A 25,070-nucleotide genomic window follows, 5' to 3' on the forward strand; every position below is an offset into this window, starting at 1 on the left:
GCACTGTAATGCCTACGTGATTGCGAAAATCAATAAACCGTCAAACAAAAGACAACAAAAGCCGCCCTGTCCAAAGACAGAACGGCTTAGGTGCAACGCTATTTAAAAAAGATCATGTAATTAACGGTAAAATTACACGTCAAATACTTTAACCTCTTTCATTTTGTCGCCTTGTTTTACAGCATCAATGAATTCCATACCTTTGGTTACTTTACCAAATACAGTATGTACTCCATCTAAATGTGGTTGTGGAGCGTAGCAGATAAAGAATTGGCTGCCACCTGTGTTGCGACCTGCATGAGCCATGGACAGAACGCCTTTGGCATGCTTTGTTGTATTCGTAGCTGTTTCACAGTCAATCGTGTAACCAGGACCGCCTGTACCGTTACCGATTGGACAACCACCTTGAGCCACAAAGCCCGGAATGACACGGTGGAAGCTCAAACCGTTGTAATAACCGCTGTTTGCCAGCTTTTCAAAGTTAGCAACGGTGTTTGGAGCTTCTTCTGGGAAAAAGTCAATTTCGACGATACCGCCGTTTTCAAGATCTATTCTACCTTTTTTCATTGTTTGTATCTCCTTTTCAACCTGTTTTGAGAACTAAATAACATCAAGTTCCAGTTTACTATGAATTGCCGCGCTTAGCAAAGTCTTGTCCAAAATAAAGGGCCATTGTCCCCGGTGTATTATTACCGACTCAATGGCCTGCTTGATCTTACAATGCTAAAATCAGGACGAAACCGTAATCTTGGCGTTAGGCTGAACCGCCGGACTGGCTTGATCACGAATCAAGCGCTGTGGCACAACATCGTTGCGTACGATATCCTCGTAGGTTTCCCGACGCACCACCAACTCGGCCTCACCGTTGTTGACAAAGACAACTGCTGGTCGACGTATTCGGTTATAATTACTCGCCATCGAGTAATTGTAGGCTCCGGTTGAGGCAACAGCGAGCAAGTCGCCGCTATTTATACGAGGTAGTTCTACATCCCAAATAAGCATATCGCCGCTTTCGCAGCATTTGCCCGCAATGGACACCGTCTCTTCGTTCGTATCCTGCGCTCGATTAGCCAGCATCGCTTCATACTTGGCCTGATACAGTGCAGGACGTGGATTATCTGTCATCCCGCCATCTACCGAGACATATTTACGTACCTGCGGAATATCCTTGATGCTTCCTACCGTATATAAGGTCGTGCCTGAATCGCCTACAATACTGCGTCCCGGCTCAATCCAAATTTCTGGAAGTTCATCGTAAAGTCCTGAAAAATAGGTTTTCACCGCTTCGCCGATAGCCTGCACATAGGTGGATACTTTCAGCGGTGTGTCCTCCTCTGTGTAGCGAATGCCAAATCCCCCACCCAGATTAATCACTTTGAAAGAAAACTGAAGCTGTTCTTTAATTTCTCTGGAAAAAGCTGCAACCCGTTCAGCAGCCATTTGAAAGCCATTCACTTCGAAAATTTGCGAACCGATATGAGAATGTACCCCTAACAGGTTAAGATGGTCCAGCTCGATAGCCTGTTCCACTGCTTGGCGTGCTGTACCATTCCCAATGTCAAAGCCAAATTTCGAATCTTCTTGACCTGTGGCCATATATTCATGCGTATGCGCCTCAACCCCTGGTGTAACACGCAGTAAGATATTCACCTGCTGTTCTTTCTCGGAGGCAAGGGCCTGCAACAAATGCAACTCCATTTCGCTATCAACGACGAAGCAGCCAATTTGCGCATCTAACGCCATTTCAATTTCTTCCGGTGTTTTGTTATTGCCGTGAAAATGGATTCGCTCTGCCGGGAACCCTGCTTGTAGCGCAGTAAACAATTCTCCACTGGAAACTACGTCAAGCGACATTCCTTCTTCAGCAGCTAAAGCACACATCGCCATAACACAAAACGCTTTGCTTGCATAAGCAACTTGAAACTTCAATCCGGTTTCACGAAAAGCTTCTATGAATTCCCGGCAGCGCCGGCGGACTAACTGTTCGTCAACAATATATAGCGGCGTGCCAAAACGCTCTTTCAAAAGCGTTGTATCACAACCGCCGATCTCCAAATGTCCATTGCTGTTAATTTTACTGCTTCCATGCAAATACATGTTCTGGCGCCTCTCTTTCTGGAACAAGCTAGTCATATTCCATCGAATGTTTACACCAGTATAGCAAAAAAAACATCAAGAACAATGGATTTTTATGCAGATCATTTATATTAATGCTCCTGTCCATTGCCTGAGTTCGAATCTGTGTCGGCATCCGTATGGGGCATACGCGTATTGTCCCTCGTTTTGTTAGATGACGGGCGGTTAGGCGCATCTAGTACAGGCATACGGAACAAGATGGAAGCTAACGCTTTGGCATTAAAAGGAATGAACGGCCACAAATACGAAGAATTATATGACCGATGCAGCGTCAGCATCAAAATGATCAGTGTCGTACCCACGACAAAGCCCGGTACGTGAAAAATTGCAACAGAAACCAGCAGGAATAGTCGAATCAGTCTATTCGCTAACCCCAGCTCATAGCTCGGTGTTGCGAACATTCCTATGGCAGCGACAGCCATATACAGCACGACCTCATTCACGAAAAGTCCCGTCTTAACCGCTATATCACCGACCAGAATCGCTGCGATCAAGCCCATAGCGGAAGCCAGTGGTGTCGGAGTATGCACAGCCGCCATTCGCATTAGATCGACCCCTAGTTCTACAATGATAAACTGGGCAATCAGCGGAAGATGTGCTTCCTTTTGAGGACCAATAAAATCAAGAAACGCCGGTTTTAATTCTGGATTGATGACCATTAGCAGCCACATCGGAAGCAGAAACATCGAGGCGAATATACCTATAAAACGTACCCACCGCAAATAACTTCCCATAAAAGCGGTTTGCCGATTCTCTTCTGCATGCTGACACAAGTCAAAAAAAGTGGTAGGCAAAATCATCACGCTGGGTGAGGTATCGACGAAAATAACGAGCCTTCCTTCCATGATATGCGATGCCACGACATCTGGTCGCTCCGAATATCGTACTAATGGATATGGATTCCAACCTTTATTGATAATCGTCTCCTCTAATTGCTTGTCGGCCAGCGGAATACCATCCAAATTAACATTTTTAATTTTGTCTCGTACAGTATCCACCATCACCTTATCCACAATATCGTCAATGTAACCCAAACATACGTCTGTTCGGGTTCGACGTCCGACCTGCATAGCCTCAAATTTAAGCCCTGGGTCGCGCAAACGCCGGCGCACCAGACCTACATTTGTAAGCATTGTTTCAGTAAACCCGTCGCGAGCACCGCGCACAACCCGCTCCAAAGAAGGTTCCTCCGGATTACGCACCGGGTAATTACGAGTATCCAGAATAAGGGAAAAACGCTCGCCTTCCATGAAAAAGGCACTCAGTCCCGTCAGCACCTTGTTAATGACCACAGACATCTTATCCGTCTTCTCCACCTGAATATGTGGAATAAAATTTTCAAAATACGCTTGTAGTCCATCCGAAGAGAGATCATCCGGCGTCAGATAGGTGAGCCGCTTTAGCACTTCAAGCATGATCTGATCCTTCGCAAAGGAATTTAGGAACAGATATCCGGTATGACGCCCACCCAGTGTCATTTCCCTGAATACGACATCAAAGGTCTCCCCCAAACCTAATACTGTTTCAAGTGTATTCTTATTATCCTTCATCCTCGGCGATATATCATCTTCGGCCTGCCAGTAGCGAACGGACTCCTCTACGTTATCAGACCGCTCACTCTCTTTTTTGTGTTTAAAACGTGCTGATTCCTGCGCCTGCTTTTTCTGCCATGGACTCAACTCTTCTCCGCCGGTGTGGTTTTCCTTTCCAATTCCCCCGTCTTCTTGATGCTGCTCCTGATGCTCTTGATCCGCTCTGTGATCCATATTCCTTGCCCCCTTCGCTTTCGTTGTTAACGGTTGTATACAAACCAGTCAAATAAGGAACCCGTCACCTTGCCAAGCACCATTGCCATCAACAGACCGAGCATATACACGGTCATGTGGAGTCGCTTGGCGAGTATAGGCAGGAGATTCAATACCTCCGTTAGAGCCGCGGCGAGCAAGCCAATAAACACTCCGCAAAATAACCCAGGTATCCATGTAAATATGCCCGGTAGTGGCAAGCAAATGTTCCAAAAATCGACCACAGTTCCCAGTACTGAGCCTACAATCATTGCCTTTTCGTATGCACGTGATTTTTTATACGTACGGGTAAGTTGTGCTAATCGCGGCATGATATCCAGCACAATAAAAAAAGCAATTACACCGCTACCCACCGCAAGGCCCCCAGCAATACCTAAAATAATCTGAAGTGCAGCCTGTACAAATATCATGGTTTCTTATCCTTTGTCTGCAGAAGGGCCATCTTTTCATATTCCTCTGCCACAACATACTGATCCACATTTTCCTGATACAGATACATTTCCACCTCCAGCGGCGTCGGCTCCTCGTTCCAATTTTTCTTGAACAAGTGATTAAAAAAAACGATCATGCCAAAGCCGATGCCGATCGAGTAAGCAATTTGAAACAGGTACGGATGCTCATCCTTATGTCCCGTAATCATCTCCACAATCCGAACCTGTACCTCCATCATGCTAACGTCGGCATGAAAATTCATAATTGTCAGCGCAGAGCCAAAAAACAGAAGCACCCATACCAAAACAAACAGTATTTTGGACGGCTTACGGGGTTTCTCCACAAGTTCCACAAGTACATGCGGCTTCCCGAGAGATTCAACTACGACCCCCGGAATATGATCTCTAATTTTTGCTATAATCTGCAGCATGTCTATCAGTATCAGATTACCGTCCTGGTGCTGCGGCCGCTTGAGAACAAGCTCAAGCAAATCCTTTTCCCATTCAGGATTAGTCAGCAGTTGGGCTACATCACCCAAATGTAAATCCTGCCCTTGTATCATGCGGACACGGCTGCGGAGCCGCAAGTAGACAATAGGAGCTACTGTAGGAGCCGGACTATGAGTCATCCGATCCCCTCCTTATCCTCGTAATTATCGATTAGTATGGAACGAAGCAAGGAAACCTATTCTGTGTATTGTCTTTTATCCCACGCAAAAAAGAGTACCCCTTGCCATTAAAATGGCTTTGGAATACCCTTTAGTAATACGTAAGCATAAGGATGTCACTAAGATCCTGACTGTTATTATTGGGCAATCTGATCGCGGATCAGTTGTAAAATCTTTTTTTCCAGCCGTGATACCTGCACCTGAGAAATACCAAGCCGACTTGCAACCTCTGATTGAGTCTGATCCCGGTAGTAGCGCAGGTACACAATCAACCGCTCCCGCTCAGATAGTCCGCCAATGGCCTCATTGAGTGCCAGCTTGTCGAACCATCTTTCCTGTGATTCGTCAGCAATCTGATCCATAAGTGTAATCGGATCACCGTCATTTTCGAAAACCGTTTCGTGAATTGAAGTAGGCGGCTTATTGGCCTCCTGCGCAAAAACAACATCCTCCGGTGTCACTCCCAGCTCATCAGCAACTTCCTTGACTGTAGGCAGGCGGTTGAGTCGTTTGGATAGCTCGTCCTTCATTTTGCGGACCTTATTGGCCGTTTCCTTCAAGGAACGGCTAACCTTGAGTGTACCGTCATCACGCAGAAACCGTTGAATCTCACCGATAATCATCGGTACTGCATATGTTGAAAATTTGACTTCGTAGCTGAGATCGAATTTATCCACCGATTTTAACAAGCCGATGCAACCAATTTGAAAAAGATCGTCAGGTTCATACCCCCGGTTCATAAAGCGCTGCACGACAGACCAGACGAGCCGGATATTACTATTGACCAGTGTCTCACGAGCCTCATTATCACCAGATTGACTCAGTGCAATAAGCCGCTTGACTTCCGCATCCTCCAAATAGCTGTGCGAAGTTTTTTTTCCTCCTGCTTCCATAGGATCAACTCCTAATTATATAAAGCTTTCTTGGATTCAATCCTTTTCTTCATCCGGACCGACGTGCCTCCGCCCGGCTCACTGACTGCTTCAAACTCATCCATGAAATTTTCCATAATCGTAAAGCCCATGCCGGAGCGTTCCAATTCAGGTTTGGACGTATATAGAGGTTGCTTGGCTAGCTCTATATCCTCAATTCCTCGCCCTGCGTCCTCAACAACCAACGTGATCACGTCCGCTTCAATCCCGACTTTGATCGTTACGACACCTGACGGATCGCTGTCATAACCGTGAATAATACTGTTTGTCACCGCTTCAGACACCACGGTTTTCAAATCGCTTAGCTCATCCATTGTGGGATCAAGCCTGGAAATAAAGGCCGCGACAGCCACACGAGCAAATGCTTCATTCTCCGATTTGGCAGCAAACTGCAAGCTCATGAAATTGTTTCCCGTGCCTTCTCTCATGACACAACCTCCAGTTCCGTGAGCGCATTTCCCTCGTTGTCATATATGGGCATGATTTTGAACAGCCCTGACATATCCAGCAGTCGGTGTACTGGCGGATTGACATCACAGACTGCCATTTTTCCGCCCTTTTGCTTGATCAGTTTGTACCGTCCCAAGATAACGCCAAGGCCGGAGCTATCCATAAACTGAAGATTCTTCAGGCTGAGCACAATATGCTCGCATTGCCGGCGCTGAATCGCCTCGTCCATTTGCATACGGACCATGTCCGACGTATGGTGATCAAGCTCACCAGACAGCCTTACAATCAGTACCCCCCGGTGATGCTCCATTTCAATTTGCAGGTTCATGCTTACTCACTCTCCTCCCGGTCTTGGACAAGGATTTCTACGTAGCCGCAGACGATTCCTGCCCTCCGACAAAACTAGAAGAAAACCCCGTAAAATCTACAAAGAAAATAGGTTCGACATGGTACGTTTAAACAATTTCCACCATCCGGCCTTTTCGATAGCCACAGGCGAAGTGATATTAAACTCCTTAAGCTGTTGTCCATCCTGATAGACGACCAGCTTACCGATTGGGTCACCAGCCCGGACAGGAGCTTTGAGGCTTGGGGCCAGTTGCAATTCATGACGCAACGTTTGTTTGTTGCCACCTTTTTTCACCAGTACACTGTAAGAACGGTCAGCCTGAATTTTCAGCTCTGGCAATACGCCTTTTTCAACTTTTACGCTGCCCAGCAATTCACCCGGCTTGTATATGGATTTCATTGTATATTGAGAAAATGCATAGTCGAACATGGAAGATACTTCATTGTTGCGTATCTTCGTATTTGGCTCCCCGAGCACCACAGCTACGACACGCAAGCCATCACGCTTCGCAGTAGCGGAAAGACAGAACTTTGCTTCTGCCGTATAGCCTGTTTTCAGCCCGTCTGCTCCAGTATAGAAACGGACAAGCTTATTCGTATTCACCAGCCAAAAGGGTTTGACTGAGGATTTGCGCAAATAGTCCTGATAGGCTCCCGTATATTTCGTAATTTGCGGGTATTTCAACAACTCTCGGCTCATAACCGCAATATCATGCGCAGAAGAATAGTGATTCTCTACGGGTAAACCGTTGCAATTGGCAAAATGCGTATCCTTGAGCCCGAGCTGTTGCACCTTCGCATTCATCATCTCGACAAAAGCCTGTTCAGATCCTGCAATTTTCTCAGCCATCGCCACAGAGGCGTCGTTGCCGGAAGCCATTGCAATTCCCTTCAGCATCTCATCGACCGTCATTTCTTCACCGGGCTCCAAGAAAATTTGCGAGCCTCCCATTGAAGACGCATATTCGCTGGCCCGAACTTTATCGGTCAGCTTGAGCTTGCCATCTTGAATAGCCTCCATTGTCAGCAACATCGTCATAATCTTGGTGATGCTCGCTGGAGGAAGCTTTTCACGACTGTTTTTTTCATAGATGACTGTGCCCGTATCTGCATCCATCAGGATCGCCGAGAGAGCCTCGGGAGCCAGCTCAGCCGCTGATCCCTCTTTGGGTTTGCTTTCAGGTCTGCTTTCTTCGGCCCAACCGCCGACAGGGACGGCAGTCAAGGCTACCAGACAAGCCAGGATGAACGCCACCACTTTTTTCTTCACAATCGGTTCCCTCCTCAACATATTGGCGTAAAGCACCGGAGCCCATTTACTTACCCCTCCGGCCTATTCGCGTGCTGCTAACCATTGTCGTCAGAATGAAAGAAAAATATTCCATATGAATAAAAACATCAAATAGCACCAAGCTGAGTCAGCATGGTGCGCATTTTCCAATATATAAAATGACAGAACATCTATCGTCTGTGAAATAATTGTTTAAATTCGGCTTATAGTGAGATATGTGATTCCTCCACCGGGTAGAATATCCATCGTATTTTGACTGAACACCCGTATATCAATAAAAGAATTCGCTTCCAATCTAAGTTCCATAGCTCCACTCAATGCACTATAGTTCAGTCCGCCAATTACCCTATCATCGAGATACGCATAGGCGGAACTTCCGGTAAGCTGCTCATCATTCAGGTGAAGTGCCAGCCGTGTGCGATTGCCATCCACTTGGGGATCGGTCGAAATGTAGACTTGTATTCTGTATTTCCCAGCTCGCTTGGCTCGCCATCGGCTATTCACCGCATCGAATTCGATCAGCTCATCATGGTTGATTTGATTAAACTTCACCTTCTGCCAGCTACCTGCGGGAAGATTTTGCCTTGCTCCCAGGTAGGCTTTAACAAAGGTTTCGTCCAAATGCTCAATCCCGTTGTTTGAGTATTTCTCGACAAGCAGCAAAGCCTGCCCTGTCCCATTATTCTCGCCATAACGATTATTGCTATAGCTAAAATCCAAATGTGAGCGAAGTGTCACCTGCTGTGTGGAAGAGCTACCAGAGAAAGAAATAAGCTGCTTTAGATTACGGGGATACCCTCCCACCTCGTCCACCAAAACTTTTTTGCCAATGACCACATCCACAAAATAGTTACATACGGATTGGGTGTCATCGAATTTGTCCGCTATCGCTAAAATGGAGTCACGCAAGGCCACATTTTTTGTTTCTTTGGTAGCACCAATTTGAATAAAAGAAGGCACTGTCATCTTATGCTCTCTGCTTAGTCCCTCAAACCAGCAACCTATAAATTCAGCGTTCATAAAATCATTAATTAGAATGGGAATATCATTGGAGCTTCCATCCTTAATGTGCTGGCTAGCCAAAAATCTGGCCCCATTGGAGCTATTCAGATCCAATGCCGTATCGTTCCCCAATGTAAAAAGCGCTATGCTAGTAAACTGTGAACTTCTGTTCTGCAAGTGAATCCCTGTTTTATTGTAATTAATCTCCGTGCATTTAAATAAATTCACATCACTTTCATAGCCCCAAAAAGCCGTTTCAAAATGCTCAATTAGGACGTTATCCAGGACAACTCCGCCACCCTTCCAATCCTGAATACCCAAAGTACCTTTGCCATAATATCCACGCTTCACTGACTGCGAAAACGGATTATTTAATGTGCCTATGTCAGCCCCCTCGTACCGGATCGATAAGTCATGAAACTGCACATTTTGATATCCGCTAAACGATGGTAGACTTTCATCTCCAATTTGAAAACAAGGACCCGTACCATAATATTCAATCGACGTAACACCTTTGCCTTGTCGGTATCTGCCCTTATGAATGCCAAAAATGCGCACACCCTGCTTGCGAATCTGTAAGGTAGAGGTTATTTTGTATCGTCCACTGGGGATGTGAAGAATGGAATAATCGGGGGTCTTATTAATCAATTCCTGTAAAGCTGCCGTGTCATCCTGAATACCATCACCAGCAGCTCCAAACCAGCTTACGTTTACACTTCGTTCAATGAATTCTTTTTCAATGGTTTTAAAATTTTCATTTAATTGCTGCGGCGTTAACTCTTTGCCCGTACCACTCAAATTCAACTTCAAACGGTCTGTAAAATGATCCGCCACCCGAACACCCCCATGTTTAAAAACGTAAAAAGTTCCTTTTTTGACCAAGCCGAAGAATTCTTCATTTTCTTAGCATGGACTGAGTATATGCACAAGAGGGCTTGCTCTAGGCTTGAGAAAAATGAAAATAAATATTTTATTATTATTGTACAAGAAGATACGTTTTGTATATTATAGATACATAATGTATCTAGGTGGTGAAATCGTGAAACATGTACTTACAGTAGCTGGTTTACTGGCTTTTTCGATTCCTTATGCTTGTCAGGGTTTGTCCCCCAGAGTTATCACGATTTCCGTGCTTATCCTGTTGTTCAGCTATACCATGCTACTACCTTCACTCAAGTCATTGATCGCAACCTTAGCCGACAATCCGTTACTGACTCTACTCACGCTGTACATCGCTGCCTCCTGCTTATGGGCTGAACAAGAACAGACCTCTTCCTTGCTGATGGTTCTCAAATTCCTTGCCTTCTCTACCTTTGGGCTCTATTTGGTCACCCATTATACAACTCAGGGCTGCATTCGCCTCTTAGTCGTTACGTTAAGTATTTTGAGCATACTCAATCTACTCGCCGTTTTGCTCGTTCCCTCCTTTGCCATTCATGGTGGAGTAGAACATACTGGGCTATGGAAGGGCATCTCTGGTCATAAAAATACACTTGGAACTCTCTCTCTGTTAAGTTTTGTTTCACATGTCATTTATTTTTTCAGGGGTAAACGTAAAGTTTTGCATATTGGCTTTATCTTACTCAATGCCCTATTGCTCATCGAGTGCCAATCTACCACCTCTTTGGTACTGACATCTTCGCTCTTTGTATTTATATTGTTTATACTGCTATTCAAGAGAATCCGAAGCATTGCGTTGCGCGGTTTCTTCATTAGCTGTTCCTGCTTGCTCGTTCTTTTGGGTTTGGTACTCACCTTTACTTATGGAGATGCGATTGCGTCGGAATTCGGAAAAACAACGACCTTAACTGGAAGAACGGAAATCTGGCAGGGGATTGGTGGTGCTATTCAGAGCCATTACTGGTTCGGACATGGTTACGGCTCCTACTGGGCAGCCCGACCCAGTATCTATGCGAACGGCATCCGATTTGATCTGACAAGCAGCCATAGCGGTTTCCGTGATCTGTGGATCGATGTGGGCCTTACAGGACTACTGGCAACAATTACACTCGCCATAACAACTTTATTTAAATTCAGAATTGGCAAAGCAGATATGTATACATGGCTGACGGCAGTGGTTTTTTTCCTATTTATTGTATTGAACAATATAACGGACAGCCGTTTCCTGAACTCGCTAGCCATTTACTGGATCATTTTTATGGTTATTGTGATCAAGGTGCAAGAACGACATAAACTGGCTGTAGCAGAAAAAGCGAATTCAACTGCATTGAGCACACCCCCTCTTCATTAGGAGATCATACTCAGCTCAACCGTTGATGTAAAAAAGAACCCCATATCCACGCCATCAAAAGGCGATCGGATATGGGGTTCTTGGGATATATGTCCACCGCTTCGGTTGAACATGATCCCCAATCTACATTTGTGGAATAATCGCTAGCACAAGTTTTAAAAATTGCTCACGTACTTTCTCTGCCGTCTCCATCACTTCACCATGGGACAAAGGCTGATCCAGAATGCCTGCGGCCATATTCGTGATACAGGAGAAGCCCAGTACCTCAATACCTGCATGACGGGCTACAATAACCTCAGATACGGTCGACATACCCACCGCATCTGCACCCAGTGTACGCAGCATAACGATTTCAGCAGGCGTTTCATAGTTAGGCCCCAGCAATCCAGCATATACACCTTCTTGCAGACTGAAGCCCTGTTGGTTAGCCGTTTGCTTGGCAATTTCACGCAAGCGGCGGCTGTACGCCTCCGACATGTCTGGAAAACGAACGCCTAGACCAGCATCGTTCGGTCCGATCAATGGATTTTGTCCGGTCAGATTAAGATGATCCGAGATGACCATCAGATCGCCTGCTTCGTAGGAAGTGTTTACACCACCTGCTGCATTCGTCACCAGCAGACTTTGAATCCCCAATTGCTTCATCACCCGAACTGGGAAAGCCGTCAGCTGCGGGCCATATCCCTCATACATATGAAAGCGCCCTTTCATCATGACGACAGCGCGACCTTCAATCGTGCCTAACAGTAATTCTCCCTCGTGACCTTCTACCGTCGATACAGGAAAATGGGGAATATCCTGATAAGGAATACTAATTCCATCCTGAATTAAATCGGCCAGAATACCGAGACCTGATCCCAGAATAAGACCAATCTCTGGACGTATTCCGCTCTTGGCACGGATATAATCTGCTGCTTCCTGAATTGTAGATTGGTTGGCTGTTGACATTAATATCTCTCCTGACTTGTACAATCGTAAAGTTATAGTCATTATCACATTTTCTATGAAAGCAAAGTATCGTTACGTTCGATCTTTGCTTTCATGAGAAGTGCGGTTGCCGCCGTGCGGGTGATGCTTTTCATATACTTCCTTCATATTCCGTCTGGCCGTCTGCGCATATACCTGCGTCGTTGACAGATCAGCATGACCCAGCATTTCCTGTACAGAGCGTAAGTCCGCTCCGCCCTCCAGCATATGTACCGCAAAGGAATGCCGCAACGTGTGGGGCGTGATATCCTCGCTTATGCCTGCTTCCTGGCCGTACTTCTTAATCATTTTCCAGAAGCCCTGTCTACTGAGACGCTGACCAGATACGTTCAGGAACATGGCTTCCTGCTCTACCTGAGCTTCTTCACCCTGCCCGGATCTCAGCAATAATAGACGCTGCTCGTCCATGTAGGCTTGTGCCCACTGTGATGCCTCACGGCTGATCGGTACAACACGCTCCTTGCCTGCCTCGCCGCCACAGTGCACAAAGCGCAGATCGGTGCGGACATCACGCACGTTTAGGGCAATCAGCTCCGATACACGAATGCCCGTCGCATACAGCAACTCCAGCATCGCCTTGTCTCGCACCCCTTGCGGGGCAGTCACATCCGGCGCGTCCAGCAAACGCTCTATCTCATCCTGCGTTAGCACCGAGGGCTTCTTTTTAGTCGCTTTGGGCATCTCCAGCAGAACGGACGGATCATGGATCGTAATTCCCTCCCGAATAAGAAAATGAAAAAAGGAGCGAATGGAGGCGACGCTACGTGATATCGTCGCCGCAGCTTTTCCCTGTTCCTTCAAACGGCCCAAATACAGTACCAGATGTGACCGTTGGACGTTATCCGGCTGCTCAATACCACAGCTTTCTGCGAACTCGGTAAACTGCTGTACGTCCCGTTGATACGCTTCCAATGTGCTGCGCGACAAGCCCTTTTCCTCTTCCATATATTGAACGAAAGGTTGAATGTACATTTTCATGAGTTCCAAAAGTCTCCTTGTTCTGCATACAACGGTTCAGTCTCAGCGTCTGCTTCTTCGTGTGCGTTCATATCATAAGCTCATCAAGACCGATTACTTAGACTATTCACCATACCAGTAAAAGAAACGTAAACGTTCCAACACTGCTATTCGATGCTCGGACCCTTCATTTACTTTTTGCCCGCCAAATACCTTAACTGCATGTCCTTCCGGTATTCGGTAATGATCTACAGGTGTTATCCAATCTGTAAACAGCCTGAGGCTATAAAAGAACATACATGCCAGCACTCCGAACAATATTACCAAACGCAGCCATTTTAGTCCTCTCCGCAACGATAGTACCATGTGGATCAGCCGCCTTTTCCTCAGAATATAGTCCCTATTAGGACTCTCTATGGAAGGGTATGACAAGCTATTCCTTTTTATACCACTTAATCTCGAACAACAGATTCCTAACCAAAAAAGCTCTCCCGAACGCATCTTCGTCGGTGAGAGCTTGGGTAGTCAGCTTTTAGTCCTGAGATTTGTGTTTTCTGGATTTGCCCAAAGATTTCTGAGCCGTCGTATCGTTCTTCGCCTTACAACGATAACAGATACCGTGGAAGTCCAAACGATGATCCACTACGGTAAAATTATATTCCCGTTCCAGACGCTCCTCCAATGGTCCAAGCCAATCTTCCAGTATTTCATCTACACTGCCACACTGCACACATATCAAATGGTGATGGTGATGTTTGGTTGTATCGCCGCGCAAATCATAACGCGCAACGCCATCACCAAAATTAATTTTCTCCACGACATGCAGTTCACTTAGCAGTTCTAGGGTACGGTATACGGTTGCCAGACCGATTTCGGGAGCTTTCTCTTTGACGAGCATAAATACATCTTCCGCACTCAGATGATCATCTTCGTTCTCAAGTAAAACTCTGACGGTGGCTTCCCGCTGAGGCGTTAGTTTGTAGCCCTGGGATTGCAGCTGCTGCTTAATTTTTTCGATCCGTGCTTCCATGTGTCTCCCTCCCCCTGCAAAGCTACTGCCTACTGCACTTTTTTCACTCCTATTATTATAGGGGGTCTATACAAATAAAGTCAAACATTTTGAAACGGATCAAGATGATACGGAAGCTGTCAGCATAGGAGTGACCCATTGCATCATAACCGGGGTGATCCAAGTTTCAAAGGACGCGCTACCGATAAGAAGCACCATCATCACAGCAGTCAATCCTGCATAAGACAGCAACGGACGCAGCATCCCGTCTGACGGCCGGGTAGCGAGTATTTTGGTTTTGATCATATGGATGGAAAAAGTCATCGCAGCCACGCTGCAGACGAGCAGTACCGGAATGACGAGCAGGTTATGGGGAGCAACTGAAACCAAAGAAAATAGCAGTCCTTTCCACGAATATTGCCCCACCATATAACCTACTGAAAATCCGATTAGCACACCCTTGAGGAAATTCAATACAAGAATGCCCGGTAGACCAATAACCGAAAGGCCACACACCCAAATTAGGCCGACCCATTTCAGATGTAAAGATACGCTATCCCAAAAGGTCGAAGCCGCCTGCGAATCAGCGAAGCCCTGTTCGTTTTGATTGACTGTTACAAAAAAATCCTTCAGGTAACGGGACAAATCCTGTAACTGCTCCAGCGAGAGTGCGTTAACCATAAGTGCGCCAAAGACGACTCCCACCAGAAACAGCACAGCCAAGAAAACATAATACGGCGTCTGATCTTTTAACGTATGACGAAACCATTGCATCGGCGTCCTGCCCCTTTCATCTGCTTGTTTGTCCAAAAAACAACCGTAATCCGACGGCTGATGGCTAGAAATGGGGCAGCTTTCACTGCAGATCAAGCATCACGAATGATGTGCCAAGCCAGCGGCATAGATAATTTATGGTTATGAACAAGCAGACGCTGATATGCCTTTAGAGGGACAAGACTTTACTAGGACTTAGCTATTTTGCCGTATGTTCCACCACCACCGGATACAAGCGACAGTCTCCCCTCGCGTGAAAGCACAATTTGCTCTGCTAGCACTTTTCCGACGACTGCTGCTAACTCCTCCTGCGTAACCTCATGTAAAATATTCATTTCTGTTCCAAATGCAACCAATAGCTGGTTCAGCTTGGCTTTGCCCAGACCTGGAATAAACTCCAGTGGAATCTGGTAAATGTATGGCGGACGATGGGAAGGAATCATGGACTGTTCACGGTCGGCAATGCTCCATATTCGATCCAGCACACCTCGCACCAGCTTGGTATGACCACAGTCAGGACAACGTTCATCCGCCATCTGTTGCTCGTCAATAATCGTACCGCAGCTTTGACAGTAAGAACGATGGTATTTGCCCAGTTTCGGATTTAATCCGTAGTTGGCACGCACCCGTCGTCCTTCCCGCCGCTCCAAAGCCATTCTGAATTCATCAAAACACGGCTTTGCCAGTGATAATTTGTTGTATTCTCGTCCTATTTTCCCAAGTGAATGGGCATCTGAATTCGTGAGAAAGCTGAAGCGATCCAGTTCCGAAATCAAACCGGCCATAGATGAATCTGCGCTCAGCCCCAGCTCCACCCCGCTAACGAGCTCCATATCCAGCAATTCCTCCATACGGGCCGCTGAGCTGCCGTATATGCCCTTATGAGGAGTAAACACGTGCGCAGGCACCATAATGCCTCCACGTCCGTAAATTTGCTGCTGCAACTCGCGTGGCGGCGCATAGATTCGTTGTGAGCTAAGATTAACATTTTTCATATGCCGGGCCAGCCATTGGGTAAAATCCTCCATCGCCGCCAGATCTGGAAAATAGGCCAGTACGTGCGCCTCAGGGCGACCTTCAGCACGTATTTCCAGCTCCGTGCCAAGGAGAATAACCGTATCCCGGTAAGCGATACCGCCGCCGCTGATTTCCTTCATTTCACCCGTATGTAAATAGGTACGAATATCCTCCTGTACATTAGGTGCATGGCAGTCAATGATACCGATCAGCCCAATTCCTTTACGACCGGAGGCTTCCTTAGCTATGTTGGCAAAGGTCAGATCGCGGCTGCCACTAATTTTGACCGGATTTCCCTTCTCTGTTCTGCCAATATGAATATGCAAGTCTGCAAAGTAGTCGTTAAGTTCTACTATATTTTCATCCATCCGCTTAGAAGCTCCCTGTATGTTGGCGGTGTTGCCACGCATAGACGGCCAGAATCGTTTTGGCATCACTAATCCGTCCTTCACGAATGAGCGTCTGTGCTTCTTCCAGCGTCACCTCAAACAACTCCAGAAATTCATCCTCATCCGGTTCCATCTCACCTAACTCCAGTTCTTCGGCAACATACAGATGAATGATTTCATCCGCAAAGCCAGGAGAGGTATAAAAGGAGTGCAGCAGCTTCAACGACTTGGCAGTATAACCTGTCTCTTCTCTCAGCTCACGCCCCGCTGCTTCCATCGGATCTTCACCCCGCTCTAGCTTACCTGCAGGAATTTCTACCTCACAGCGCCCCATCGCCTGTCTGTACTGGTCCACGACCAGCATTTTCCCTTCGTGTAGAGCCAAAACAGCCACCGCCCCTGGATGCTTTACGATCTCACGCTTTCCAGTGGAGCCGTCGGGAAGCTCTACCGTGTCTACCTGTAATGTAATGACCTTCCCCTCAAAGATAGGCTGTGTAGACACGGTCTTTTCCTCCAGCGCAGGATTGGAATAAGGCTTGCGATGTGCATCGTTTGTTGGTTTGTTTAATTGTCCGTTCGTTTGCTCGTTCATCGGTAAGTTTCCTCCTTCATATCTATCTTTCTTTATTAATTATCACCAAAGTTAGTCTAACTTGTCCACTTTGTACATATGCTGGTGGTAGGATAACAAACTTCCTGTCATGAGGAGATGCAGAAATGAAAAGCTACCGTACTGAAAGCACCCTCCATATCGTTGGTAAAGCCTGGCAGATTCAAGCACTCTTGCGTCAGTGGCAAAAGGAACACGGACCTACCGCCACCATCGCTTCGCTAGCTGTTCCAAAAAAGGTTCAGGTCTAAAGACGAAGGAACGCTGTTCCTGTCTTTAACCTGAACCTTTTTTCAGTATGTTGCAAGTGTATGATACAAGTTTATTTTGTGGTTTCTTGAATCAGAGCTATGACAACTTCAGCAACCTTCACCAGGTCATCGGCCTTGATTTTTTCCTCTGTTGTATGGATGTTCTGGTAGCCCACAGCCAAATTCACCGTTGGAATTCCAAGCCCGTTGAATACATTAGCATCTGAGCCACCACCGGAATGGAAGGTCGGCGTTGCCAGTCCCAGTCCTTGAATTGCACGCTGTGCAACCTGTACAACTTCGTCATGCTCCGTAAAGCTGAATGCCGGATAGATGACTTCACTGCGGAACTCTCCCTGTGCACCAAATTCGCGTGTGGTGGTTTCCAGCGCTTCACGCATATGCTGGATTTGATGATTAACCTTTTCCTGCACAATACTACGTGCCTCTGCACGGATCAATACAAAATCGCATACCACATTCGTCGCGCCGCCGCCCTCGAAACTGCCGATGTTAGCGGTCGTTTCCTTATCAATCCGTCCTAGTTTCATTTTAGAAATGGCTTTAGAAGCGACCTGAATGGCACTAATGCCATCTTCTGGATTTACCCCCGCATGAGCGGACTTCCCAGTTATCTTCATTTCAATACGTGCCTGCGTTGGGGCAGCTATACAAATAGAGCCAACTTCACCATTCGAATCCAAAGCATATCCGAAATCAGAATCTAGCACTTCTGGCTTCATCAACCGTGCACCCATCAAACCAGATTCCTCGCCAGCCGTAATCACGAACTGGATTTGACCATGGGGAATATTCTGCTCGCGCACGACACGAATCGCCTCGAACAAAGCAGCAATTCCCGCCTTGTCGTCAGAACCCAGAATCGTTGAACCGTCACTACGAATCCAGCCATCCTCACCCAACTGTGGCTTAATGCCTTTACCCGGAGTAACGGTATCCATATGGCAGGTAAAAAATAATTTGGGTGCTTGCTCCACACCTTCCGCTTTCCAGGTGACGATCAGATTTCCTGAACCATGTCCGGTTCTTTCACGAGAATCGTCTTCCATTACTTCCAGCCCGAGTGCATTAAACTTTTCTTTTAGAACACGTGATATTTCCTGCTCATTTTTCGTTTCACTATCCACCTGTACGAGTTCCATAAATTCCTGTACAATTCGGTCTTTTACTACTTTTACTGTCATTAAACTTTCCTCTCTTTCCCGATTACGCTACAATACGGATAGATGTTCTTATCTATGACTTAAACCTATCCTAAAGGAGTTACACATGTCGAACAAAAAATGGGTTCGTTTTTTCGTCTACATTATGCTCGCAGCTATGATTGGTTCTACGCTGTTCATGGTAATTGAGCCGTTTATTATGCCACTATAATAACTATACCGCTCAAGGTATCCGGCTGCTCTAAGGCACTATTGAAGCCTTGAGTGGACGAGCTGTTACGTAAAGCAAACAGGCGGGCTTTCGTGTACATACACAATAGCCCGCCTTACCTTTATTGGAAAGAATGCGTTTGCCATTGCGCAGCAAATGAAAATTGCTGTTCAAAGAACGGTACAATTTCCTTCGCAATCTGCTCCACCGACATAGGCTTCTGTATGCAGTCCTCCAATGATGTCACACCGTATTCCTGAATTCCGCACGGGACAATGCCCTCAAAGCCCTCATGCTGTATCCCTGATTTGATGTTAAAGGCAAAGCCATGGCTGGTTACGAAGCCCCGACGGTGCTTACACTTGTTGAATTTGACGCCAATGGCCGCAATTTTTAGATTCCCGATCCATACCCCCGTATATTCAGGCTTACGGCTTCCCTCAACCCCATAAGATGCCAACAACTGGATGATCACTTCTTCCAGACTTCGAAGGTATCCGTGCAGATTCAGCGCCTCCCGGTTGCCGAGCATAAGTAGAGGATATCCGACAAGCTGCCCCGGCCCATGATATGTAATGTCTCCCCCACGGTCAATCTGAAAGACGCTGATTCCCTGCTCCTTCAGTTGCTCTGGTGTGAGGAGCAAATGTTCAGGATGCCGCTGAGAACCAATCGTGTAGGTCGGTGGATGCTGGAGAAGCATAAGCGTTTCTCTTGCCTCTCCCGCATCCAGCTTTCCCACAATCTCCTTCTGGACATCCCATGCATGGGCATATTCCATCCTATTCGTATAGGTTACATCAAGCGGTCGTCTGTTCACGGCCTGTCACTTCCTCTCCGTACATTTCCCCCACTGTTCGGATGATTAGTACAGCTTCGTATCCAAAGTGTAGCCTTCTAGATTTTCTTTAACCCGTTGCAGGAATCGTCCGCAAATCACTCCGTCCAAAATGCGATGATCCAGCGACAAGCACAGATTAGCCATCGAGCGAACCGCAATCATATCATCAATAACCACTGGTCTTTTGACAATGGATTCAAAGGTAAGAATTGCAGCCTGCGGATAGTTAATTACCGGATAAGATAAAATCGAACCAAAGGAGCCTGTGTTGTTTACAGTGAACGTTCCGCCTTGCATGTCGTCCAGTTTGAGCGTGCCTTCCCGGGTTTTACGTGCCAAATCGTCAATTTCACGAGCTAATCCAGCAATATTTTTCTGGTCCGCTTTTTTAATAACAGGAGTAAGAACGGAGTCCTCTGTACCCACGGCTAGCGAAATATTGATATCTCTTTTGACGATAATTTTGTCCACAGCCCACACCGAATTCATGATCGGATATTCTTTGATTGCATTCACGACTGCTTTCATGAGGAAAGCCAGATACGTAATATTGATGCCTTCTTTTTGCTTGAACTCGTTTTTGATCTTGTTGCGGAGCATTACCAGGTTGGTCACATCCACCTCAATCGTCGTCCATGCATGTGGAATTTCGGAAACGCTTTGTCGCATATTGCGAGCAATTGCACTGCGAATGGGTGTAACATCAATAAAATACTCGGATCTGTTATTGTTGCCACCCTCAACTTCGATCACAGGAGCCTTTGGAGCCTCCGTCAAATGAATCCCACTGTTACGAACCGGAATAGCAGGGTCCATATTTTGAATCGGTGTGCTGTGCTGAGTGGCAGACTGCTGTCTTCCTGCAAAAGGAGAGCCTTGTCCTGATGTTGTCGCAGTCGGCTGTCCAGATACTCCAGTGGGAGCAGAACCGCCCTGCTGCACATAATTCAGCACGTCTTTGCGGGTAATTCTTCCCCCCATGCCCGTGCCTGGTACTTGGCTTAAGTCGACATTATGCTCAGCAGCCAGGGTTTGCACCACTGGGGAAAAACGTCCTCTCATGGACTGGTCCGATCCAGCACTCTGCTGAGATTGTGTTTGTACGGTACTTTGAGATGCTGGTGCAACAGGTGTCGCTCCTGTTGCCGCCGAAGGTGCAGTCGACTTCGTCTGGATACGGCAAATTAAATCGCCTACCGCTACTGTCTGACCTTCCTCTGCCAACAGATCACCCATAATGCCGTCCAATGTGGATGGGATTTCTGCATTCACTTTATCTGTAATAACCTCGCAAATCGGCTCGAATTGCTCTACCGTTTCACCAGGTTGTTTGAGCCATTTGGCAATTGTCGCCGATACGAGCGATTCTGCCAATTGTGGCATGGTCACGTCGTTCCATTGTGTTTGGTCTGACATTTTTTCAACTCCTTAACATCATAGGAGGGCGCGTTTTACCGCTGCCCCCGCTATACTTTTGGAATGCTTTCGTCCAATCTAGCTTTTATTAATACATTGCAAGACGGCGCAGGGCTTCCTTAACTTTATCCTTGTTTAACATATAAAACTTCTCCATCGGTGGACTGATCGGCATGGCTGGTACATCAGGAGCACATAGACGCTCAATCGGCGCATCCAGCTCGAACAGACACTCCTCATTAATAATTGCCGATACCTCGGCACCGATGCCGCCCGTTTTGTTGTCCTCATGCACGATTAATACCTTACCTGTATGTCGTGCAGCCTCAATAATGGCTTCGCGGTCCAGCGGTTGGAGTGTGCGCAAATCCACAACATGTGCGGTAATGCCCTCTTCCTTCTCCAATTCCTCAGCAGCCTGCATGACAAAATGCAAAGGCTGGCTATATCCGATGACCGTAATATCGTCACCCTCACGTAATAGATTAGCCTTGCCAATCGGAACGATATAATCATCCTCAGGCACTTCACCCTTGATCAGCTTGTAGGATTTTTTATTTTCAAAAAACAGCACTGGATCAGGGTCACGAATAGCTGCTTTCAACAATCCTTTTGCGTCATAAGGTGTAAATGGAGCAACAATTTTCAAACCCGGCGTACCAAAAAAGATAGATTCTGGACACTGAGAGTGATACAAACCACCAAAGATACCACCACCGATTGGCGCGCGGATTACCACAGGACAGTTCCAATCGTTGTTAGAGCGGTAACGGATTTTAGCTGCTTCACTAATAATCTGATTCGTAGCCGGAAGCATGAAGTCCGAATATTGCATTTCGGCAATCGGCTTCATTCCGTACATGGCTGCACCAATCGCAACCCCGGCAATAGCCGACTCAGCCAATGGCGTATCCATGACACGTTGCTCACCGAATTGGTCCATAAGCCCCTTTGTCGTTGTAAAGACGCCGCCCTTCACCCCGACATCCTCACCTAATACAAAAACCGTTTCATCCTGCTCCATCTCTTCTTTCATGGCAAGACGAATCGCATCAATATATTCCATAATCGCCATCGTTACCGGCCCTCCCCATCGCTATCTGCATACACATGCAGCAGCGTATCTTCGGGCTTTGGAAAAGGCGCATTATCTGCATATTCAATCGCTTCCTTGACTTCGAGCAGCAGCTCAGCCGACAGATCCGCATCCTTGGCCTCATCCCAAATGCCGCATTCAATCAAGTAGTTTTTCATACGGGCTACGCCATCCTTGGCCCAGTTCTCATCCACTTCCTCCTTGGTCCGGTAAGCCAGATCATTATCAGAGGTGGAGTGAGGAGACAGACGGTACATCATGGCTTCGATCAGCGTAGGACCTTCACCGCGGACAGCACGTTCCCGTGCTTCCTTCACCGCCGCATATACCGCCAACGCATCATTACCATCGACTCGAATCCCTGGAAAACCATATCCCAAAGCACGGTCGCTTACCTTGCCTGCCAACTGTTTATGAATCGGAACCGATATCGCATATTGATTATTCTCGCACATAATGATGACTGGCAGCTTCTGTACACCAGCAAAGTTACAGCCTTCGTGAAAATCTCCCTGATTGCTGGAGCCTTCCCCAAACGTAACAAACGAAACAAAATCCTTTTTCTGCATTTTGGCAGCCAAAGCTACACCTACTGCATGCGGAACCTGTGTCGTTACTGGGCTGGAGCCTGTCACAATACGCAGCCGTTTACTACCAAAATGTCCTGGCATCTGGCGACCGCCGCTATTGGGATCATCTGCCTTGGCAAATGCCGACAGCATTAGTTCGCGCGGCGTCATTCCTACCGCAAGCACGAATCCATAATCCCGATAATAGGGAAGAAAATAGTCCTTTTCCCGGTCAAGGCCGAAAGCTGCACCTACTTGTGCCGCCTCCTGTCCAATGCCAGAAACGTGGAAATTAATTTTCCCTGCCCGTTGCAGGAGCATGTTGCGCTCGTCAAATCTTCTTGCGAGCAACATATATCTGTACATATCAATAACTTGTCCGTGAGTAAGTCCCAGCTGTTCATGTCTGAAGCCAGCGTCTACAGCGCCTTTAGAACTCATTGAGGCACCTCCTTAAGTGTCAAACATCCTACTTCCAGTACCTAGTACCATCTTGTCTTAAAACCTGGTACTAAACTCTGGCTAACCCCATTATAATCCTTTTCTCCCCAAAAAGAAAAGCACCGATTTATTTGAAACGTTTATATGCCAATCGCCTGTCCATCAACGGCCAACATCGCTTCTCCCAAAATCTCCGACAACGTCGGATGCGGATGAATAAGTTGTCCGACTTCCCATGGCGTAGCATCCAGCAGTTGCGCAAGAGCGGCCTCGCTGATCAGATCCGTCACATGCGTACCGATCATATGTACACCGAGAATATCATTGGTCTTCTCGTCGGCCACTACTTTGACGAAGCCGTCCCGACTGCCGTATACTAGCGATTTTCCGATAGCTTGAAAAGGGAACTTCCCTGTCTTCACCTGATGTCCACGCTCACGGGCTTCTTGCTCCGTTAAGCCGACGCTCGCGGCTTCAGGACGTGTATAAATACACCGCGGAATCAGATGGTTAGGTACACTGTGAAACTCTTCGCCCGCCATATGATGAACCGCCTGCAAACCTTCATGGCTCGCCGCATGCGCCAGTTGTAAGCCGCCGATGCAATCTCCAATGGCGTAAATATGTGGTTCATTCGTCTGCAAATGCTCATTAACCGAGATAAAGCCACGCTCTACGCGGATATCCGTATTTTCCAGCCCGATATTTTCCACATTTGCCTGACGCCCTACAGAAATGAGCAATTTGGAAGCGCTGAGGGTTTCGGTTTCTTCCCCTTTTTGCACGTCAATCTGTACGCCTTCCTCATCTTTGCCGTATGTTTTAGCCAGCACTTGTGAACCCGTCAGCACCTTGACACCACGCTTGGTTAACAAGCGCTGCATTTCACGCGAAACGTCTTCGTCTTCCGTGGGAATAAGTCGATTCGCGGCTTCAACCACCGTAACCTCCACGCCAAAATCATTTAGCATGGAAGCCCACTCTACGCCAATAACACCACCGCCCACAATAATCAGGGATGCTGGTAGCTCCTCCATAGTTAACGCTTCGTCACTACTCAGAATAAATTCGCCATCTGGCTCCAGTCCGGACAGCACACGCGGGCGTGATCCCGTTGCGATAATGAGATGTGTAGGAACAATCGTTTCCATCTCACCATTTTCTAGTTCCACAGCAACTGCCCCGCTTTTTGGAGAAAATATAGACGGACCAATCACACGTCCCTTACCACTCAGCACCGTAATTTTATTTTTACGCATCAAAAATTGAACGCCTTGATGCAGTTGCTCCACAACGGCTTCCTTACGCTCCTGAACCTTAGGAAATACAAGCTGTGCTCCCGATGTCTCAATACCGTATTGTGCACTTTCCTTAATCGTCGCATATACTTCCGCACTGCGCAGCAAGGCTTTACTCGGAATGCAACCACGGTGCAGACAGGTTCCGCCAAGCTTGTCCTTTTCGATGATAACCACTTCCTTGCCTAGCTGGGCGGCACGAATGGCTGCTACATACCCCCCGGTTCCTCCACCCAAAATAGCGACATCACAATGTATAGTCATGTTTCTCCTCCATTAACAATTGATTATATATAGCTTATTGTACTCTCTTTATTTCACTGTACAAAATATAGCATTTAGGCATAGGCTACAAAAAAGATAACCCTTTAATCCAGATATCTTTCCATATCATTCATACAGCGCATCTCGTAATTTAGTAGACATCCTTGGACTTTGTGCTGATTTGGCTCGCAGCGCCTTGCGAAATGATTCATTTTGCTTGCGCAGAAAGCTCAGCTCTGTCTCCAGCTCAGTGATGAGTTCTAGAGCTTGCGGGCTGATCAGCCCTTGCTCCAGTAATGCTCCTTTTTTGGCACTATAATCCGTATTTTTTTCGTCCATGCCTTTCACTCTTCCCTTCATTCCACTACGCTTCACCATATCATGCCAGAGGCGGCAGAGCAATGACGACCACATTTACGTTTTAGGAATAGACATACAC

27 protein-coding genes are annotated in these 25,070 nt (G+C 46.9%); 3 read left to right on the forward strand and 24 right to left on the reverse strand.

Annotation, left to right across the window (positions count from 1 at the left end):
- Positions 1-132: 132 nt before the first annotated feature.
- The 10 genes from NLX82_RS02520 to NLX82_RS02565 all read right to left on the reverse strand — a co-directional run bounded on the left by NLX82_RS02520 (position 133) and on the right by NLX82_RS02565 (position 9,897).
- On the reverse strand, positions 133-567 hold the full coding sequence (locus NLX82_RS02520; RefSeq protein WP_013310775.1) for a peptidylprolyl isomerase: 435 nt from the start codon (positions 565-567) through the stop codon (positions 133-135).
- Between the two features lie 162 nt (positions 568-729).
- Entirely contained in the window at positions 730-2,097 is a 1,368-nt protein-coding gene (gene lysA / locus NLX82_RS02525) for a diaminopimelate decarboxylase (protein ID WP_013310776.1), read from the reverse strand.
- Positions 2,098-2,207: 110 nt separating this feature from the next.
- Complete coding sequence (locus tag NLX82_RS02530; protein ID WP_068941577.1) at positions 2,208-3,902, reverse strand: spore germination protein; 1,695 nt, start codon at positions 3,900-3,902, stop codon at positions 2,208-2,210.
- Positions 3,903-3,928: 26 nt separating this feature from the next.
- A complete protein-coding gene (locus tag NLX82_RS02535) occupies positions 3,929-4,351 on the reverse strand; it encodes a stage V sporulation protein AB (RefSeq protein ID WP_023989211.1) in 423 nt (140 codons plus the stop codon).
- Entirely contained in the window at positions 4,348-5,001 is a 654-nt protein-coding gene (locus tag NLX82_RS02540) for a stage V sporulation protein AA (protein WP_053325683.1), read from the reverse strand. The genes NLX82_RS02535 and NLX82_RS02540 overlap by 4 nt, the downstream gene beginning before the upstream one ends.
- Before the next feature lie 176 nt (positions 5,002-5,177).
- Complete coding sequence (sigF, locus tag NLX82_RS02545) at positions 5,178-5,933, reverse strand: RNA polymerase sporulation sigma factor SigF (protein ID WP_023989213.1); 756 nt, start codon at positions 5,931-5,933, stop codon at positions 5,178-5,180.
- A gap of 11 nt (positions 5,934-5,944) precedes the next feature.
- Positions 5,945-6,400 carry an anti-sigma F factor gene (gene spoIIAB, locus NLX82_RS02550; protein ID WP_023989214.1) on the reverse strand — a complete coding sequence of 152 codons (456 nt, stop codon included), beginning with the start codon at positions 6,398-6,400 and terminating at the stop codon, positions 5,945-5,947.
- On the reverse strand, positions 6,397-6,750 hold the full coding sequence (gene spoIIAA / locus NLX82_RS02555) for an anti-sigma F factor antagonist (protein WP_013310782.1): 354 nt from the start codon (positions 6,748-6,750) through the stop codon (positions 6,397-6,399). Before spoIIAA ends, spoIIAB begins: the two co-directional genes overlap by 4 nt.
- Positions 6,751-6,846: 96 nt before the next feature.
- Positions 6,847-8,040 (reverse strand): D-alanyl-D-alanine carboxypeptidase family protein, encoded by a 1,194-nt coding sequence (locus NLX82_RS02560; protein ID WP_068941575.1) that lies wholly within the window; start codon positions 8,038-8,040, stop codon positions 6,847-6,849.
- Positions 8,041-8,253: 213 nt separating this feature from the next.
- A complete protein-coding gene (locus NLX82_RS02565) occupies positions 8,254-9,897 on the reverse strand; it encodes a glycosyl hydrolase family 28-related protein (RefSeq protein ID WP_068941573.1) in 1,644 nt (547 codons plus the stop codon).
- Positions 9,898-10,102: 205 nt separating this feature from the next.
- On the opposite strand from NLX82_RS02565, the gene NLX82_RS02570 reads away from it, so the two are divergent.
- On the forward strand, positions 10,103-11,314 hold the full coding sequence (locus NLX82_RS02570; RefSeq protein ID WP_028540613.1) for an O-antigen ligase family protein: 1,212 nt from the start codon (positions 10,103-10,105) through the stop codon (positions 11,312-11,314).
- Positions 11,315-11,437: 123 nt separating this feature from the next.
- Here NLX82_RS02570 and NLX82_RS02575 read toward each other — a convergent pair whose 3' ends face one another.
- The 7 genes from NLX82_RS02575 to NLX82_RS02605 all read right to left on the reverse strand — a co-directional run bounded on the left by NLX82_RS02575 (position 11,438) and on the right by NLX82_RS02605 (position 17,042).
- On the reverse strand, positions 11,438-12,262 hold the full coding sequence (locus NLX82_RS02575) for a purine-nucleoside phosphorylase (protein ID WP_023989218.1): 825 nt from the start codon (positions 12,260-12,262) through the stop codon (positions 11,438-11,440).
- A 72-nt stretch (positions 12,263-12,334) separates the two neighbouring features.
- Complete coding sequence (xerD, locus tag NLX82_RS02580) at positions 12,335-13,279, reverse strand: site-specific tyrosine recombinase XerD (protein ID WP_254347451.1); 945 nt, start codon at positions 13,277-13,279, stop codon at positions 12,335-12,337.
- Positions 13,280-13,381: 102 nt separating this feature from the next.
- Positions 13,382-13,624: a YqzK family protein gene (locus NLX82_RS02585; protein WP_023989220.1), complete on the reverse strand. Its 243-nt coding sequence runs from the start codon at positions 13,622-13,624 to the stop codon at positions 13,382-13,384.
- Positions 13,625-13,790: 166 nt separating this feature from the next.
- Positions 13,791-14,288, reverse strand: coding sequence for a ferric iron uptake transcriptional regulator (gene fur / locus NLX82_RS02590; protein ID WP_023989221.1), 498 nt, complete (start codon positions 14,286-14,288; stop codon positions 13,791-13,793).
- Positions 14,289-14,387: 99 nt separating this feature from the next.
- The gene (spoIIM, locus tag NLX82_RS02595) at positions 14,388-15,041 is read right to left on the reverse strand and encodes a stage II sporulation protein M (RefSeq protein WP_023989222.1); all 654 of its coding nucleotides are present in this window, start codon (positions 15,039-15,041) and stop codon (positions 14,388-14,390) included.
- 188 nt (positions 15,042-15,229) lie between these two features.
- Positions 15,230-16,426, reverse strand: coding sequence for an endonuclease Q family protein (locus tag NLX82_RS02600; RefSeq protein WP_254347635.1), 1,197 nt, complete (start codon positions 16,424-16,426; stop codon positions 15,230-15,232).
- Between the two features lie 4 nt (positions 16,427-16,430).
- Positions 16,431-17,042: an NUDIX domain-containing protein gene (locus tag NLX82_RS02605; RefSeq protein WP_023989223.1), complete on the reverse strand. Its 612-nt coding sequence runs from the start codon at positions 17,040-17,042 to the stop codon at positions 16,431-16,433.
- A gap of 125 nt (positions 17,043-17,167) precedes the next feature.
- Between NLX82_RS02605 and mciZ the strand changes: the two genes are divergently transcribed.
- Positions 17,168-17,311: a Z-ring formation inhibitor MciZ gene (gene mciZ / locus NLX82_RS02610; RefSeq protein WP_076159536.1), complete on the forward strand. Its 144-nt coding sequence runs from the start codon at positions 17,168-17,170 to the stop codon at positions 17,309-17,311.
- Positions 17,312-17,382: 71 nt separating this feature from the next.
- Here mciZ and NLX82_RS02615 read toward each other — a convergent pair whose 3' ends face one another.
- On the reverse strand, positions 17,383-18,516 hold the full coding sequence (locus NLX82_RS02615) for a tripeptidase T (protein WP_254347452.1): 1,134 nt from the start codon (positions 18,514-18,516) through the stop codon (positions 17,383-17,385).
- A gap of 85 nt (positions 18,517-18,601) precedes the next feature.
- Here NLX82_RS02615 and prli42 point away from each other — a divergent pair, with 85 nt between their 5' ends.
- Complete coding sequence (gene prli42, locus NLX82_RS02620) at positions 18,602-18,706, forward strand: stressosome-associated protein Prli42 (protein WP_023989226.1); 105 nt, start codon at positions 18,602-18,604, stop codon at positions 18,704-18,706.
- Positions 18,707-18,827: 121 nt separating this feature from the next.
- On the opposite strand, the gene lipB is transcribed toward prli42, so the two are convergent.
- From lipB to NLX82_RS02650, 6 genes are all read right to left on the reverse strand, one after another.
- On the reverse strand, positions 18,828-19,526 hold the full coding sequence (lipB, locus tag NLX82_RS02625) for a lipoyl(octanoyl) transferase LipB (RefSeq protein ID WP_068941567.1): 699 nt from the start codon (positions 19,524-19,526) through the stop codon (positions 18,828-18,830).
- Positions 19,527-19,571: 45 nt separating this feature from the next.
- Complete coding sequence (locus NLX82_RS02630) at positions 19,572-20,963, reverse strand: dihydrolipoamide acetyltransferase family protein (protein ID WP_254347453.1); 1,392 nt, start codon at positions 20,961-20,963, stop codon at positions 19,572-19,574.
- Positions 20,964-21,051: 88 nt separating this feature from the next.
- On the reverse strand, positions 21,052-22,038 hold the full coding sequence (locus tag NLX82_RS02635; protein ID WP_254347454.1) for an alpha-ketoacid dehydrogenase subunit beta: 987 nt from the start codon (positions 22,036-22,038) through the stop codon (positions 21,052-21,054).
- Between the two features lie 2 nt (positions 22,039-22,040).
- A complete protein-coding gene (locus NLX82_RS02640; protein ID WP_068941562.1) occupies positions 22,041-23,069 on the reverse strand; it encodes a thiamine pyrophosphate-dependent dehydrogenase E1 component subunit alpha in 1,029 nt (342 codons plus the stop codon).
- A 140-nt stretch (positions 23,070-23,209) separates the two neighbouring features.
- A complete protein-coding gene (gene lpdA / locus NLX82_RS02645; RefSeq protein WP_023989230.1) occupies positions 23,210-24,631 on the reverse strand; it encodes a dihydrolipoyl dehydrogenase in 1,422 nt (473 codons plus the stop codon).
- 126 nt (positions 24,632-24,757) lie between these two features.
- Entirely contained in the window at positions 24,758-24,991 is a 234-nt protein-coding gene (locus tag NLX82_RS02650; RefSeq protein ID WP_341057569.1) for a hypothetical protein, read from the reverse strand.
- Positions 24,992-25,070: the final 79 nt, after the last annotated feature.

This window comes from Paenibacillus sp. A3M_27_13 (assembly GCF_024213315.1).
Taxonomy (GTDB): Bacteria; Bacillota; Bacilli; order Paenibacillales; family Paenibacillaceae; genus Paenibacillus; species Paenibacillus polymyxa_B.

Excerpts from the sequence above, each read along its gene's own strand:
- lpdA (WP_023989230.1), bottom strand. The coding sequence starts at position 24,631 with ATGACTATACATTGTGATGTCGCTATTTTGGGTGGAGGAACCGGGGGG.
- NLX82_RS02575 (WP_023989218.1), bottom strand. The coding sequence starts at position 12,262 with ATGTCAACAGCCAACCAATCTACAATTCAGGAAGCAGCAGATTATATC.
- NLX82_RS02600 (WP_254347635.1), bottom strand. The coding sequence starts at position 16,426 with ATGGATGAAAATATAGTAGAACTTAACGACTACTTTGCAGACTTGCAT.
- spoIIAB (WP_023989214.1), bottom strand. The coding sequence starts at position 6,400 with ATGAGAGAAGGCACGGGAAACAATTTCATGAGCTTGCAGTTTGCTGCC.
- NLX82_RS02520 (WP_013310775.1), bottom strand. The coding sequence starts at position 567 with ATGAAAAAAGGTAGAATAGATCTTGAAAACGGCGGTATCGTCGAAATT.
- spoIIM (WP_023989222.1), bottom strand. The coding sequence starts at position 15,041 with ATGCAATGGTTTCGTCATACGTTAAAAGATCAGACGCCGTATTATGTT.
- prli42 (WP_023989226.1), top strand. The coding sequence starts at position 18,602 with ATGTCGAACAAAAAATGGGTTCGTTTTTTCGTCTACATTATGCTCGCA.
- xerD (WP_254347451.1), bottom strand. The coding sequence starts at position 13,279 with ATGAAAATGTACATTCAACCTTTCGTTCAATATATGGAAGAGGAAAAG.
- NLX82_RS02640 (WP_068941562.1), bottom strand. The coding sequence starts at position 23,069 with ATGAGTTCTAAAGGCGCTGTAGACGCTGGCTTCAGACATGAACAGCTG.
- sigF (WP_023989213.1), bottom strand. The coding sequence starts at position 5,933 with ATGGAAGCAGGAGGAAAAAAAACTTCGCACAGCTATTTGGAGGATGCG.
- NLX82_RS02540 (WP_053325683.1), bottom strand. The coding sequence starts at position 5,001 with ATGACTCATAGTCCGGCTCCTACAGTAGCTCCTATTGTCTACTTGCGG.
- NLX82_RS02530 (WP_068941577.1), bottom strand. The coding sequence starts at position 3,902 with ATGGATCACAGAGCGGATCAAGAGCATCAGGAGCAGCATCAAGAAGAC.
- fur (WP_023989221.1), bottom strand. The coding sequence starts at position 14,288 with ATGGAAGCACGGATCGAAAAAATTAAGCAGCAGCTGCAATCCCAGGGC.
- NLX82_RS02650 (WP_341057569.1), bottom strand. The coding sequence starts at position 24,991 with ATGAAGGGAAGAGTGAAAGGCATGGACGAAAAAAATACGGATTATAGT.
- lysA (WP_013310776.1), bottom strand. The coding sequence starts at position 2,097 with ATGTATTTGCATGGAAGCAGTAAAATTAACAGCAATGGACATTTGGAG.
- spoIIAA (WP_013310782.1), bottom strand. The coding sequence starts at position 6,750 with ATGAACCTGCAAATTGAAATGGAGCATCACCGGGGGGTACTGATTGTA.
- NLX82_RS02630 (WP_254347453.1), bottom strand. The coding sequence starts at position 20,963 with ATGTCAGACCAAACACAATGGAACGACGTGACCATGCCACAATTGGCA.
- NLX82_RS02585 (WP_023989220.1), bottom strand. The coding sequence starts at position 13,624 with ATGGTACTATCGTTGCGGAGAGGACTAAAATGGCTGCGTTTGGTAATA.
- NLX82_RS02605 (WP_023989223.1), bottom strand. The coding sequence starts at position 17,042 with ATGAACGAGCAAACGAACGGACAATTAAACAAACCAACAAACGATGCA.
- NLX82_RS02535 (WP_023989211.1), bottom strand. The coding sequence starts at position 4,351 with ATGATATTTGTACAGGCTGCACTTCAGATTATTTTAGGTATTGCTGGG.
- NLX82_RS02615 (WP_254347452.1), bottom strand. The coding sequence starts at position 18,516 with ATGACAGTAAAAGTAGTAAAAGACCGAATTGTACAGGAATTTATGGAA.
- NLX82_RS02635 (WP_254347454.1), bottom strand. The coding sequence starts at position 22,038 with ATGGCGATTATGGAATATATTGATGCGATTCGTCTTGCCATGAAAGAA.
- mciZ (WP_076159536.1), top strand. The coding sequence starts at position 17,168 with ATGAAAAGCTACCGTACTGAAAGCACCCTCCATATCGTTGGTAAAGCC.